This is a genomic window from Bradyrhizobium erythrophlei (assembly GCF_900129425.1).
In the GTDB taxonomy this organism is placed as follows: Bacteria; Pseudomonadota; Alphaproteobacteria; order Rhizobiales; family Xanthobacteraceae; genus Bradyrhizobium; species Bradyrhizobium erythrophlei_C.
Window position 1 is genome coordinate 1,126,229 of record NZ_LT670817.1, and the last position, 13,152, is coordinate 1,139,380.

At 63.2% G+C, this 13,152-nt stretch carries 13 protein-coding genes and 1 pseudogene; 8 read left to right on the forward strand and 6 right to left on the reverse strand.

The features are described 5' to 3' along the window. Positions 1–20: 20 nt before the first annotated feature. The 6 genes from B5527_RS05385 to B5527_RS05410 all read right to left on the reverse strand — a co-directional run bounded on the left by B5527_RS05385 (position 21) and on the right by B5527_RS05410 (position 3,090). Complete coding sequence (locus B5527_RS05385; RefSeq protein ID WP_154072032.1) at positions 21–419, reverse strand: hypothetical protein; 399 nt, start codon at positions 417–419, stop codon at positions 21–23. 14 nt (positions 420–433) lie between these two features. Next, entirely contained in the window at positions 434–1,402 is a 969-nt protein-coding gene (dapA, locus tag B5527_RS05390) for a 4-hydroxy-tetrahydrodipicolinate synthase (RefSeq protein ID WP_079600372.1), read from the reverse strand. A 6-nt stretch (positions 1,403–1,408) separates the two neighbouring features. Further along, positions 1,409–1,852 (reverse strand): hypothetical protein, encoded by a 444-nt coding sequence (locus tag B5527_RS05395; protein WP_079600373.1) that lies wholly within the window; start codon positions 1,850–1,852, stop codon positions 1,409–1,411. Between the two features lie 33 nt (positions 1,853–1,885). Further along, positions 1,886–2,167, reverse strand: a complete 282-nt coding sequence (locus B5527_RS05400; RefSeq protein ID WP_079607088.1) for a hypothetical protein — start codon at positions 2,165–2,167, stop codon at positions 1,886–1,888. Between the two features lie 136 nt (positions 2,168–2,303). Continuing rightward, a complete protein-coding gene (locus B5527_RS05405) occupies positions 2,304–2,543 on the reverse strand; it encodes a hypothetical protein (RefSeq protein WP_245332508.1) in 240 nt (79 codons plus the stop codon). A 79-nt stretch (positions 2,544–2,622) separates the two neighbouring features. Then, positions 2,623–3,090 carry a hypothetical protein gene (locus B5527_RS05410; RefSeq protein ID WP_079607089.1) on the reverse strand — a complete coding sequence of 156 codons (468 nt, stop codon included), beginning with the start codon at positions 3,088–3,090 and terminating at the stop codon, positions 2,623–2,625. Between the two features lie 462 nt (positions 3,091–3,552). Between B5527_RS05410 and B5527_RS05415 the strand changes: the two genes are divergently transcribed. The 8 genes and pseudogenes from B5527_RS05415 to B5527_RS05450 form a co-directional block, all read left to right on the forward strand. Continuing rightward, a complete protein-coding gene (locus B5527_RS05415) occupies positions 3,553–3,642 on the forward strand; it encodes a K(+)-transporting ATPase subunit F (RefSeq protein WP_016846764.1) in 90 nt (29 codons plus the stop codon). An 84-nt stretch (positions 3,643–3,726) separates the two neighbouring features. Continuing rightward, positions 3,727–5,430, forward strand: a complete 1,704-nt coding sequence (kdpA, locus tag B5527_RS05420; protein ID WP_079600375.1) for a potassium-transporting ATPase subunit KdpA — start codon at positions 3,727–3,729, stop codon at positions 5,428–5,430. 27 nt (positions 5,431–5,457) lie between these two features. Then, positions 5,458–7,572: a potassium-transporting ATPase subunit KdpB gene (gene kdpB / locus B5527_RS05425; RefSeq protein ID WP_079600376.1), complete on the forward strand. Its 2,115-nt coding sequence runs from the start codon at positions 5,458–5,460 to the stop codon at positions 7,570–7,572. A 108-nt stretch (positions 7,573–7,680) separates the two neighbouring features. Next, on the forward strand, positions 7,681–8,286 hold the full coding sequence (locus B5527_RS05430; protein WP_079600377.1) for a K(+)-transporting ATPase subunit C: 606 nt from the start codon (positions 7,681–7,683) through the stop codon (positions 8,284–8,286). Positions 8,287–8,328: 42 nt separating this feature from the next. Next, complete coding sequence (locus B5527_RS05435; RefSeq protein WP_079600378.1) at positions 8,329–11,052, forward strand: sensor histidine kinase; 2,724 nt, start codon at positions 8,329–8,331, stop codon at positions 11,050–11,052. Beyond that, a complete protein-coding gene (locus tag B5527_RS05440; RefSeq protein ID WP_079600379.1) occupies positions 11,049–11,738 on the forward strand; it encodes a response regulator in 690 nt (229 codons plus the stop codon). Before B5527_RS05435 ends, B5527_RS05440 begins: the two co-directional genes overlap by 4 nt. A 64-nt stretch (positions 11,739–11,802) precedes the next feature. Beyond that, a complete protein-coding gene (locus tag B5527_RS05445) occupies positions 11,803–12,243 on the forward strand; it encodes a PTS sugar transporter subunit IIA (RefSeq protein ID WP_079600380.1) in 441 nt (146 codons plus the stop codon). Positions 12,244–12,340: 97 nt separating this feature from the next. Then, positions 12,341–12,559: pseudogene (locus tag B5527_RS05450) on the forward strand (DUF6496 domain-containing protein); the annotation flags it as partial. Positions 12,560–13,152 lie beyond the last annotated feature (593 nt).

Here is a 13,152-nt window from a genome sequence, read left to right on the forward strand (position 1 = left end):
GCAGCCCGCGTATTAGCGGATTAATGATTGCGTCGCGACGAAAGCCCTTTCCACAAGTCATTGACGCGTTTGACCGGTCTCCTGATCGGGACGACCGCCGGTCGGTCCGCTTCAATGGCTGCCGCGAAGACGCGTTTGAGACGGTCGTCGTCAATTCGCGCCAGATATTGCCGCAAGACAGCAGAACCAGGCTCGCCCGGCCGCAGGATTGCAGCGCAAAGCTCCGCACTGGTTGTGCGAAAGAAGCTGAAATCCGGGTTGCCGTGCTGCCGTGGATCAAGCCTGTCGATTTCACCGGCGATTCTGAACACGGCCAATCGGTCGGCATTGTCCAGCGTCACGGCGAACCGCAGTATAGCCAGCTGCCAGGCACGCAGCGTTTTAGCGTGCCACTCCATCCCTTGAACGTTCGAATTCATCGACAATGACGCTTCTACGACGTTGCGGCCGAAACCTCGGGCAGGCGAGGCCCGTGACGACGTTCGATCGGGCAGGCGAGATCTTCATCATCGCCAATCTCCGCGATCGCGTCGGCGACTTCTCTTTTCGCCAGCTCGTCCAATTCGACGATCGGCAGGCGGGTGTCCGGGCGCATCAAGCCGAGCAGGCCCAGGGCATATTTCAGCGCCGCCGGGCTCTCTCTGACGAGCGAGGCCGTCAGCGGCGCCAGCCTGCTTTGCAAATAGCGCGCGGACGGCAACCGTCCCTTCCGGCAATTCAAGTAAACCGCCTGACACAGTCGTGGCGCGACGTTCGACACCAGGGATATCGAGCCATCCCCGCCACCCGCAACAAACGCCAGCGCGGTGGCGTCGTCGCCGGACAACAGTCGAAATCCCGTCGGCAGCCGCTGCCGCAAGCGCGCAAGACGCGCGATGTCGCCGGTTCCATCCCGCAACCCGATGAACTGCCTCGATTCCGCCAGCCCTGCGAGCGTGTCGTCGGATAATTCGCGGATCGTCCGGGAGGGAATGTCATGCAGGATGATGGGCAGCGCGGTCGAGATGGCGATTGCCCGAAAGTGCGCATGAATGCCGGCCTGCATCGGCTTGTTGTAGTAAGGCACCACCGAAAGCACCGCATCGGCGCCGGCTGCTTCGGCGCGCTGCGTCAATTCGATAGCCTGGCTGGTTGAATTCGATCCCGCTCCGGCGATGACGCGGATGCGGCCTCGCGCCACCTCGACGGCCGCGCGGATGATGCTGTCCTGGTCTTCGGGCGTTAGCGTAGAGGCCTCGCCGGCCGTTTCGCAGACCACGATCGCCGGGACATCAGCTTTGATCTGGCGTTCGCAAAGTCTTGCGAAGGCCGCCAGATCGACCGCGCCCCTTTCATCGAAAGGCGTGGGAAGATCGGGTATGCAGCCTGCCAGCCAGGCGGCGGGGTTTGCATTGTCCGGCATCGGATTTCAGGCCGCGATTTCCATTGGGGCGAAGCCTTGCCGAACCGCTGACAGCACGAGGCCTTCCTGGCATCTGGCCCCCGCCTCGATCCGGAAGCCCATCTGCTCCAGCTTCGCGCGAATTCTGAGGCTGAAGCAGCCCTCGCGGGAGTCGATCAACACCGCAATGGCCGCGCTGGCGTTGAGGTACTGCGATATTTCGGCAAGCGCAGCCTCAATGGCCTGAATGGAATTCTGACCTGTGATCAGGCCGACCGCGTGCTGCCCCTTTGGGATACGGCATGTTGCCGTGGTGGCTACCCGCATGAACCCGCGCCGTCGCAGCGCAAGATAGAGATCCAGGCTGCCGTTGCCGGCGACGATGGTGCGACGCAGGCTGGACAGGCGCGTGAGCTCGATCATGGTATCGATGACCTGCTCCCGGTTTGAAACGGAATGAGGTTGAAGCATTTTGCTCTCCTTGCGTGGCGCCCGCTCGGTGTGTCACGCGACACGCCGGGCAGGGCGGTCGGCGACAACGGTTTCGAGTTCGGAGGAGGGGAGCTTGCCGCCCATGTCGAGTTCGATTTCGCGCGCCAGCTCGACGATTGTTTCGGGGTGACGGCCGTTCTCGAACAGCGCGTATTTGACGGCTTGCGCGCGATTGACGAACAGGCCGCCGTAAAGGCCGTTCTGTTCTTGGGCGACCCAGTCGCCGCGGCTGTTCTTGCCGATAAAGACGATGTTAGATGCTGAACTGCACGATGGAGGTTCGACGAGCTTCACGGTGGTATTCCTTCTGATGACGGGCAAGGCCGCCTTGAGGCGGCCTCACGCACGCGCCCAATATCTTCGCGGCCGGGTATGAATTCGAGGGAGACGGTGCGGCGATCTCATAGGCGCGGTATAAGATCGCGCGGTTTTAGACCGGGACGGTCTGGCTGACAGCGCCGACCAGGGCGTACACGGTCGCGTACGCCACGGTTTCATCCCAGTAATTGAGAACTCCGCCGAACGGCGACTCGCGCCGGATGGAGCCCATGACTGCGCTGAAAATGATGGACATCCATAGCAGCATGGCAAGGCTTCGGCCGAAGCCGATGCCACCGAAGGTCGCGAAGGCAACGAGGACGAGCATTCGCAGGCAGAAGCGAACCAGCATCTGGCTCGATCCCAGTTCTCGCGGCAGATTCGGGGGGTGCGCCAACATTCGAAATTCTGACGATCGCTCGTTCGTGGCGTTACGCGAAATTGTCGCAGCAGAGCGGCTGGTAGAGCGCCTTGACGTCGCGCCGCACGCTGGGAACGCTCGGTCGGCTTGACGGCGCATCGAGCTGCTGGGCGTCGACGAACGCGGTCAAAACGGCCAGCGCCAGATCCGCATGATGGGCTTCGATCGACTGATCGAGCCAGTCGGGAAGCTCGCGCTCGCGCGACAATGCGCAATACCACTCGCCCTCGTCATAGGCGATGCGGCGAACCTGCCAGAGCGGCAGTTCAAGGTCGATCAGCGCCAGCGCGGCATCGGTCCAGGCCTCGGATTTCAGCAATCGTTCGATCCGCGCCGTCTTCTCGCTCTGCCCCATTGACGGAAAGCGCCGGCAAGCCTCGCCGAGAATCTCCGACATCAGCTCGGCCGTCGCGGTATCCGCGTCGCGCAGCCGGTCGTTGAGTTCGCCGGGATAGCGATGTTTGGAAAGGAAGGGCATGGCGGTATCCCACATCAGGCACGGCCGCGATCGGCGGCTGCATCGCGCAAGATGGTCAAAACGCCATTTGAAAACGAGATGGGGCGGCCCCCAAAGATATAGGGATTTCATAAGTACCGGCGGGTGGGCCTGTCCGCTGCCTCCCAGTCCTCCCGGCGGCCTTTATGAGATTCCTATAACATTGTCGTTACTCCCGCCTCGAAAACCTATGCGCCGGGTGGCACTTCATATCCGCCAAAGCGAGCAGGTCCCTCTCGCTCCCCAGATTACTGCGCATTAGGAGCATCTCATGCTGGACGTCTTCATGGTGGCCCTCGCGTTGGCCTTCTTCGCGGCGGCGATCGGCTACACCTACGCCTGCGAACGGCTTTAATTTTTGGCGCGTTTTCTTCCTCACCCGTTCCCACCCCGCATCAGTTGCGGGGCAGGCTTCGTTCGAAAGCTCTCCAGAGGACAACGACCATGATCTTCGATTATTCGCTCGCCGGTCTCGTCTCGTTAGGCCTGCTGTTTTACCTGACCTACGCCCTGCTGCGGCCCGAGCGATTTTAACACCGAAACCACCGCCCCGGATTTTTAACCGGGGCGGTAATCCGTTCTCGCAAGAGACACCGTGCAAACTTAGGGCACACGACCATGACCGCCATCGGCTGGATTCAAATCATTCTGTACTGCGCGATCATCGTCGCGCTGGTCAAACCGCTCGGCGGGTACATGACCCGCGTCTTCAGCGGCGAGCGCACATTCCTGTCGCCGGTGCTGCGGCCGGTCGAGGTCGGCGTGTACTGGATCGGCGGCGTCGACGAGCGGCGCGAGCAGCATTGGCTTACCTATGCGGTCGCGATGCTGCTGTTCCATGTCGGCGGCTTCCTGATCATTTACGGATTGATGCGGCTGCAGGCGGTATTGCCGTTCAATCCCGCGGACCAATCCGCGGTCGCGCCGGACTTGTCCTTCAACACCGCGATCAGCTTCATCACCAATACCAACTGGCAGAACTACGGCGGCGAGAGCACGCTGTCGTACCTCGTGCAGATGCTGGGACTGACGCATCAGAACTTCCTGTCGGCGGCGACCGGCATCGCGCTCGCGGTGGCGCTGATCCGCGGCTTCTCCCGTTCCTCGATGCGTACCATCGGCAATTTCTGGGTCGATGTCACCCGCTGCACTCTCTATGTGCTGCTGCCGATCTGCGTGGTCTACGCGCTGTTCCTGGTCTGGCAGGGCATTCCGCAGACGCTCGGCGCCTATGTCGACGCCACCACGCTGGAAGGCGCCAAGCAAACCATCGCGGTCGGGCCGGTGGCCTCGCAGGTCGCCATCAAAATGCTCGGCACCAATGGCGGCGGCTTCTTCAATGCCAACGCCGCGCATCCGTTCGAAAACCCGACCGCGCTGTCGAACTTCGTCCAGATGATCTCGATCTTCGCGCTCGGCGCGGCGCTGACCAACGTGTTCGGCCGCATGGTCGGCAACCAGCGCCAGGGCTGGGCGATCCTGGGCGTGATGGGCGTGCTGTTCCTCGCCGGCGTCATCGTCACCTATTGGGCGGAAGCCGACGGTACCACCGCGCTCCATGCGCTGGGACTGTCCGGTGGCAATATGGAAGGCAAGGAAGTCCGCTTCGGCATTGTTGCCTCTTCGCTGTTCGCGGTCATCACCACGGCGGCATCCTGCGGCGCGGTCAACGCCATGCATGACAGCTTCACCGCGCTCGGCGGCATGATTCCCCTGATCAACATGCAACTCGGCGAAATCATCGTCGGCGGCGTCGGCGCCGGCCTCTACGGCATGCTGCTGTTCGTCGTGCTGGCGATCTTCGTCGCCGGCCTGATGGTCGGCCGCACCCCGGAATATGTCGGCAAGAAGATCGAGGCCCGCGAGGTCAAGATGGCGATGCTGGCGATTCTCATCCTGCCGCTGAGCTATCTCGGCTGGACCGCGGTCGCCGTTGTGCTGCCGTCGGCGGTGGCATCGATGGCCAATGCCGGCCCGCACGGATTCACCGAAGTGCTCTATGCCTATACCTCGGCGACCGGCAATAACGGCTCGGCCTTCGCCGGCCTCTCCGGCAACACCTTCTTCTACAACCTGACGCTGGCGAGTTCGATGTTCATCGGCCGCTTCTTCATGATCGTGCCGGCCATGGCGCTTGCCGGTTCGCTGGCCGGGAAGAAATTGCATCCCGCGTCGGCGGGTACGTTCCCGACCACGGGCGGCCTGTTCGTCGGCCTCGTCGTCGGCGTGATTCTGATCATTGGCGGTCTCACCTTCTTCCCGGCGCTCGCGCTCGGGCCGATCGTCGAGCACCTCGCCATGACCACCAACACTCTGTTCTGATCGCTCTCACATTTCGGAGTTACGTTCATGGAAACGTCGAAACTGCAAAAACGGGCCCCGGTATCGACCATGCTCGATCCGAAGATTGTGATGCCCGCCATCGCTTCCTCCTTCGTCAAGCTCGATCCGCGGCAGATGATCAAGAACCCCGTGATGTTCGTGGTCGAGGTCGTGGCCGCGCTGACCACGGTGATCTTCCTGCGTGAACTGGTAACCGGCGCCGAGAGCCTCGGCTTCACTTTCCAGATCATCGTGTGGCTGTGGTTCACGGTGCTGTTCGCCAACTTCGCCGAAGCCGTCGCCGAAGGCCGCGGCAAGGCCCAGGCCGAGTCGCTGCGGAAGACCCGCACCGAGAGCCAGGCCAAGCTGCTGGCGGGTTCCGACAACACCTATCGGCTGGTTTCCGGCACCAGCCTCAAGGTCGGCGACGTCGTTCTGGTCGAAGCCGGCGACAACATTCCGTCCGACGGCGAGGTGATCGAAGGCGTCGCTTCGGTGAACGAAGCCGCGATAACAGGCGAATCCGCGCCCGTGATCCGTGAATCCGGCGGCGACCGCTCGGCAGTCACCGGCGGCACCCAGGTGCTGTCCGACTGGATCCGGGTCCGGATCACCGCGGCGCAGGGATCGACCTTCATCGACCGCATGATCAAGCTGGTCGAAGGCGCCGAGCGGCAGAAGACGCCGAACGAGATCGCGCTCAACATCCTGCTCGCCGGCCTAACAATCATCTTCGTGTTCGCAACGGTGACGATCCCGAGCTATGCCTCCTACGCCGGCGGTTCGATCTCCGTCGTCGTTCTGGTGGCGCTGTTCGTGACGCTGATCCCGACCACCATCGGCGCGCTGCTGTCGGCGATCGGCATCGCCGGCATGGACCGGCTGGTGCGCTTCAACGTGCTGGCGATGTCGGGCCGCGCGGTCGAGGCCGCCGGCGACGTCGATACGCTCTTGCTCGACAAGACCGGCACCATCACGCTCGGCAACCGGCAGGCGACCGAGTTTCGTCCGGTCCGCGGCGTAACCGAGCAGGAACTTGCCGATGCGGCGCAACTGGCCTCACTGGCCGACGAGACCCCCGAAGGGCGTTCGATCGTCGTGCTGGCGAAGGAGAAATACGGCATCCGCGGCCGCGACATGGCCGAACTCAACGCCACCTTCATTCCGTTCACCGCGCAAACCCGCATGAGCGGCGTCGACGCCGGCGCCTCGTCGGTCCGCAAGGGCGCGGTCGATGCGATCCTCAACTACATCGGCGGCGGCACGTCGCAAACCATGGCTTCCGGAAACACCGTCCGGGCGATTCAGTCCTCGGTCAATTCCGACGTCGCCCGCGAGATCCAGGCGATCGCCGACGAAATCGCCAAGGCCGGCGGGACGCCTCTGGCCGTTGCCAAGGACAGCCGTCTGCTGGGCATCGTCCACCTGAAGGACATCGTCAAGGGCGGCATCCGCGAACGCTTCGCCGAATTGCGCCGCATGGGCATCCGCACCGTGATGATCACCGGCGACAATCCGATGACCGCGGCGGCGATTGCCGCCGAAGCCGGCGTCGATGATTTTCTCGCCCAGGCGACGCCCGAGGACAAATTGAAGCTGATCCGCGACGAGCAGGCCAAGGGCAAATTGGTGGCGATGTGCGGCGACGGCACCAACGACGCGCCGGCGCTGGCCCAGGCGGACGTCGGCGTCGCCATGAACACCGGCACGCAGGCGGCACGCGAGGCCGGCAACATGGTCGATCTCGACTCCAATCCGACCAAGCTGATCGAGGTGGTGGAGATCGGCAAGCAGCTGTTGATGACCCGCGGCGCGCTGACCACGTTCTCGATCGCCAACGACGTCGCGAAATATTTTGCGATCATTCCCGCGATGTTTCTGGCCTTCTACCCGCAGCTCGCCGTGCTCAACGTCATGCATCTGGCGAGCCCGCAAAGCGCCATCCTGTCGGCCATCATCTTCAACGCCCTGATCATCATCGCGCTGATTCCGCTGGCCTTGAAGGGCGTGGCGTATCGGGCGATCGGCGCCGGCGCGCTGTTACAGCGCAACCTGATGATCTACGGCGTCGGCGGCATCATCATTCCGTTCATCGGCATCAAGGCGATCGACCTCGTCGTCAATGCCTTGAACCTGGTTTAACCCCCTGGCGTCATTGCGAGGAGCGAAGCGACGAAGCAATCCACATTTCCCCGGCAGCCATGGATTGCTTCGCTTCGCTCGCAATGACGAAAATACTGGAGACCTGACATGTTGAAAGAAATTCGCCCCGCGATCCTCGTCCTTGTCGTGCTCACCTTGATCACCGGCCTGGCCTATCCGCTCGCGATGACCGCGATCGCGGGCGTGATCTTCCCGAAGCAGGCGCAGGGAAGCCTGATCGAAAGGGATGGCAAGGTGGTCGGCTCCGCTCTGATCGGGCAGGAGTTCAAGGACGACAAATACTTCCATGGCCGCCCCTCCGCGACCACGGCGCCGGACCCCGCGGATGCCACCAAGACCGTTCCGGCGCCGTACAATGCGGCCAATTCCGGCGGCTCCAACCTCGGCCCGACCAGCAAGGCCCTCAATGACCGGGTCAAGGAAGACGTCGACAAGCTGAAAGCCGAGAATCCCTCCGCGCCGGTCCCGATCGATCTCGTGACCACGTCCGGCAGCGGCCTCGACCCGGATATCTCGCCGGAGGCCGCGCTATTCCAGGTGCCCCGCGTCGCCAAGGCCCGCAATATGCCGGAAGATCGCGTTCGAGAGCTGGTCACGGAGAACACGGCAGGCCGGCTTGCCGGATTGTTCGGCGAACCCCGGGTCAACGTCCTGGAGCTCAATCTGGCTTTGGACCGTGCCGCATCGAAGTGAGCCCCGCTAGGCTTCGCGCGGCCTGAGGACTATATTTGTCATATGGAGCACCAGCGCCGCGACCCCCAGAAAAGACCCTCGCCGGATGCGTTACTGGAAGCCGCCCGGCGAGAGAACGATCAATCCGGCCGGCTCAAGATATTCGTCGGTGCCGCGCCCGGCGTCGGCAAGACCTACGAGATGCTGCAAAATGCCCATGCCAAACTGAAGGCCGGCGCCGATGTGGTGGTGGGCGCGGTTGAGACCCACGGCCGGGCCGAGACCGAGGCGCTGCTGCAAGGCCTCGAGGTTCTCCCGCGCAAACGGATTATCTACAGGGATCAGACCATCGAGGAGATGGATCTCGACGCGCTGATCGCACGCCATCCGCAGATCGCGCTGGTCGATGAACTGGCGCACACCAACGCGCCGGGCAGCCGCCATCCAAAGCGGTATCTCGACGTCGAGGAACTGCTGTCCCGCGGCATCGACGTCTACACCGCGGTCAATATCCAGCATATCGAAAGCCTCAACGACGTGGTCGCCCAGATCACGCATGTGCGGGTGCGCGAGACCGTGCCGGACTCGGTGTTCGACCGCGCCGATGCCATCGAACTGATCGACCTGACGCCGGACGACCTGATCCAGCGGCTGAAAGAGGGCAAGGTCTACGTCCCCAAACAGGCCGAGCGCGCGCTCGAGCATTATTTCTCGCCAGGAAATCTGACGGCGCTGCGCGAGCTGGCGTTGCGGCGGACCGCCGAGCGCGTCGACGAACAGCTTTTAACCCACATGCAGGCCAACGCGATCGCCGGTCCCTGGGCCGCGGGCGAGCGCATCCTGGTTTGCCTCAGCGAGGATCGGCGCGCGGCGGGGCTGGTGCGCTATACCAAGCGGCTGGCGGACCGCCTGCACGCGCCGTGGACCGCGATCGCCATAGAGACGCGGCGGAGCCTGCAATTGAGCGAAGAGGAACGCGACCGGCTTGCCGACACGCTGCGGCTGGCGGAAGCGCTGGGCGGCGAGGCGCTGACCATTCCCGGTGTCGGACGCCGTATTGCCGATGATCTGATCGGTTTTGCCCAAGCCAACAACGTGACCCAGATCATCATCGGCAAGTCGGCCCGTTCCTGGTGGTTCGAGATCATGCGCGGCTCGGTCGTGCACGATCTGGTGCGGCGGGCCGGCAATATCAGCGTTAATGTCATCGCCGGCGAGGAACTCGCAGCGGGGCCCGTTCCAAAGAAGACGGTGCGCACTGCCGAACGACCGGAGCCGTTCGACGCGCGGCCCTATCTGATGGCGCTTGTGATCGTCGCCATCGGCCTCGGGGCCGCCAGACTGATTCAGCCCGTGTTCGGGATCGAGAATGTCGATCTGGTATTCCTCACGGCGGTGGTGAGCGTGGCCGTGCGTTTCGGGCTGTGGCCTTCGTTGCTGGCGAGCGTCGCTGCGTCGCTGTCCTACAACTTCTTCTTTTTGCCGCCGGTTTACACCTTCACGATCACCGACCCGACCAACGTTGCCGCCTTCTTCTTCTTCATGCTGATCGCGATCCTGGTTTCCAATGTCGCGGCGCGCGTGCGCACCCAGGCCGTCTCCGCGATCGGCAGGGTGCGGACCACGGAATTGCTTTACGCCTTCAGCCGCAAGCTCGCCGGCACCGCGACGCTGGACGACGTGTTGTGGGCGACCGCCTACCAGACGGCGTTGATGCTGAGGGTGAGAGTGGTGCTGCTGTTGTCCGAGGACGGTGTCCTGACCGTGAAAGCGGGCTACCCGCCCGAGGACGAACTGGACAAGGCCGATCTGGCCGCCGCGAACTGGGCGTGGAATAACGATCGCCCGGCCGGGCGTGGTTCGGAGACGCTGCCGGGCGCCAAGCGTCTATTCCTTCCGATGCGAACCGGCCGCGGGCCGATCGGCGTCATCGGCATCGACGATGACAGAACCGGGCCGCTGCTCACCCCGGATCAGCGCCGGCTGCTCGACGCCCTGATGGATCAGGGCGCACTGGCGATCGAGCGGGTGCTGCTAGTCGAGGACATGGATCGCGTCAAGCGCACCATGGAGTCGGATCGGTTGCGTTCGGCGCTCCTGACCTCGATCTCGCACGATCTCAAGACGCCGCTGGCGTCGGTTCTCGGCGCCGCCAGCACCATGCGGGATCTTTCCAGCGGACTGTCTGACGCCGAAAAGCGGGATCTGCTGGCCACCGTGATCGACGAGTCCGAGCGGCTCAACCGCTTCATCGCCAACCTGCTCGACATGACCAAGCTGGAATCCGGCGCCATCGTGCCGAATACCGCGCGGCACGATATCAGCGAGATCGTCGGCAGCGTATTGCGGCGCGCCAGCAAGATCCTCGCCCATCACAAGGTTTCGCTCGAACTCGCCGCCGATCTGCCGATGCTGGAACTCGATGCCGTGCTGTTCGAGCAGGTGCTTTTTAATCTCTTGGACAACGCGGCGAAATATGCCCCCGCCGATACCACGATATCGATCCGGAGCATGCGGGACAGGGATCATGTCACCTTGCAGATCATCGACGAAGGCGACGGCATTCCACGATCCGAGCTGGACAGTATATTCGACAAATTCTATCGCGCGCAAAAGGGCGATCATGTCCGCCCCGGCACCGGCCTCGGGCTTGCGATTTCCCGCGGCTTTGTCGAAGCGATGCGCGGCACGATCACAGCCGCCAACCGCATCGATCGAAGCGGCGCCGTGCTGACCATCCGGTTGCCGATTCCCGAAGCCACCGCCGCGCTGGATACCGCCGCATGAGTGCCGCCCCTATCAAGGTACTCGTGATCGACGACGAGCCGCCGATCCGCAAGCTGCTGCGGATGGGATTGAGCACGCAGGGTTACGAGATCCTGGAAGCCTCCAACGGCAAGATGGCGCTCGAACTGCTGGCCCAGAATCCCGCGCTCATCGTTCTCGACCTCGGCCTGCCGGATATCCAGGGCCATGAGCTGCTGCGCATGATCCGCGGGCGCAATGACGGCGTCCCCATCGTGGTGCTGTCGAGCCGCGGCGATGAGGCCGGCAAGGTCCAGGCGCTCGATCTCGGCGCCGACGATTACCTGACCAAACCGTTCGGGATGGACGAACTGCTCGCCCGCATGCGCGCGGCGCTGCGGCATCAATTGCAGGTCCATGGCGAGCGTCCGGTGTTTAGATCCGGCGATCTCTCGGTCGATCTGGTGCGCCGCATCGTCAAGGTCGGCGACAAGGATGTCAGGCTGTCGCCCAAGGAATACGAATTGCTGCGCGTGCTGGTGCAGCACGCCGGCAAGGTGCTGACCCACCGGTTTCTCCTGAAGGAGCTGTGGGATGAACTGACCGACGCGCAATATCTGCGGGTCTATGTGCGCCAGCTCCGGCAGAAGATCGAAGCCGATCCCGAGCGCCCGCAATTCGTCCTCACGGAAACCGGGATCGGCTACCGGCTGCGCGCCCCGGATTAAATCTCCAACCGCCGTGCCGGATGAGATATCAATGCTGCTAACGATGCGGTCTGCTGGAGCGACCATGAAAATTGCCGATCTGCTGTCGCCGGCCGACGTCATGATCGACGTGCGGGCCTCGAACAAGCGGCTATTGTTGCAGGAACTCGCGGCCAAAGCCGCGGCCAGTCTCGGCCTGGCGGGCGATCTGGTCGCGTCCTGCCTTCTCAAGCGGGAAGACCTGGGGTCGACGGGAATCGGCCGTGGCGTCGCCATTCCCCATGCCCGGCTGCCGGATCTGCAGCGGCCTTACGGGTTGCTGGCGAAACTGAAGAACCCGATCGAATTCGACGCCATCGACGGGCAACCGGTGGACATCGTATTTGTTCTGTTGCTGCCAGCTTCGGACGAGAGTGGGCAGATCGGGGCGCTGGCGCTGGTGGCCCGGACGTTGCGACCGCCGGAGAATCTCGTCCGATTGCGCGGCGCAAGGAATTCGTCCGAGCTTTATTCGGCGGTCGCCTGACCGCCGGGAATCTCAAGAGCCGATCGGCGGCGAGAAACCCAAAACGGGAACCATCTCCCTCCGCGAAGATTATTTTCCCGCAACCGGGAGAAAAATCATGGCACGGAAATATTCAAAGAAAGCATCTGCCAAGGTCGGACGCGCGATGAAGAAGCGCAAGGCCGGGACTCTGAAGAGCGGACGGTCCGGCAAGAAGGTCAAGAGCCGCAAGCAGGCGATCGCCATCGGCCTTTCCGAGGCGCGAGCGGAAGGCCAGAAGGTGCCGAAGAAGGCCGCGAAGAAACGGAAGACGGCGAAGAAGCGGAAAGCGAAGAAGTAGCGGCTGCGTCTACACAGCACCATGCGTCGTCCCTGCTTTCGCATCGGTTTCGCGGGGACGACAGCGAAAATTATCGCGCAAATCCGTCGAGTGACGAATCGCCTCGATCGCCGCCCGGTTGTGGGCGCGGTTAAACCGGGCGGCCTGTTCGCAGCGGGATTGCGAACGGCGCAGAGCTTTGCGATCGGGCGCGCACCCCGCTATCCCGCTTGCGCCAAACGGCGAATTTATTGAGCCGGCCAGGTCAGCTGATTTGCTCAGCTGATTTGCCCGACGGGCTCCGGCCCAGGAAGTCTGTCCAGCCCCCTTTGAAAAAATATTCTGTTTTTCCGAAGACCCAAATCAGTTGTATGTCTGTTGCCGTCCCGTCCCACTCAGAGGGGCGGCTCGCGACGTCACGGACGCGGGGCGGGATGCGGTGGACGCGGCGGCGCGCTTGACGGGCGTTGCTTGCAGCGGACGGCGAAGACGTGTGGTCCTGACACCCCGACGCTGGTGTCAAGTTGGCGGAGGTAACTCCGCAAACGACGGTGGCAAGAAAGCCGATCACCGGGGAGAGCACGGTATAAGCCGTAAACCATTGCGTGCGG

Coding starts and splice junctions, on each gene's coding strand:
- B5527_RS05440 (WP_079600379.1), top strand. CDS start 11,049: ATGAGTGCCGCCCCTATCAAGGTACTCGTGATCGACGACGAGCCGCCG.
- kdpB (WP_079600376.1), top strand. CDS start 5,458: ATGGAAACGTCGAAACTGCAAAAACGGGCCCCGGTATCGACCATGCTC.
- dapA (WP_079600372.1), bottom strand. CDS start 1,402: ATGCCGGACAATGCAAACCCCGCCGCCTGGCTGGCAGGCTGCATACCC.
- B5527_RS05395 (WP_079600373.1), bottom strand. CDS start 1,852: ATGCTTCAACCTCATTCCGTTTCAAACCGGGAGCAGGTCATCGATACC.
- B5527_RS05415 (WP_016846764.1), top strand. CDS start 3,553: ATGATCTTCGATTATTCGCTCGCCGGTCTCGTCTCGTTAGGCCTGCTG.
- B5527_RS05410 (WP_079607089.1), bottom strand. CDS start 3,090: ATGCCCTTCCTTTCCAAACATCGCTATCCCGGCGAACTCAACGACCGG.
- B5527_RS05435 (WP_079600378.1), top strand. CDS start 8,329: ATGGAGCACCAGCGCCGCGACCCCCAGAAAAGACCCTCGCCGGATGCG.
- B5527_RS05385 (WP_154072032.1), bottom strand. CDS start 419: ATGAATTCGAACGTTCAAGGGATGGAGTGGCACGCTAAAACGCTGCGT.
- B5527_RS05405 (WP_245332508.1), bottom strand. CDS start 2,543: ATGCTGGTTCGCTTCTGCCTGCGAATGCTCGTCCTCGTTGCCTTCGCG.
- B5527_RS05445 (WP_079600380.1), top strand. CDS start 11,803: ATGAAAATTGCCGATCTGCTGTCGCCGGCCGACGTCATGATCGACGTG.
- B5527_RS05430 (WP_079600377.1), top strand. CDS start 7,681: ATGTTGAAAGAAATTCGCCCCGCGATCCTCGTCCTTGTCGTGCTCACC.
- kdpA (WP_079600375.1), top strand. CDS start 3,727: ATGACCGCCATCGGCTGGATTCAAATCATTCTGTACTGCGCGATCATC.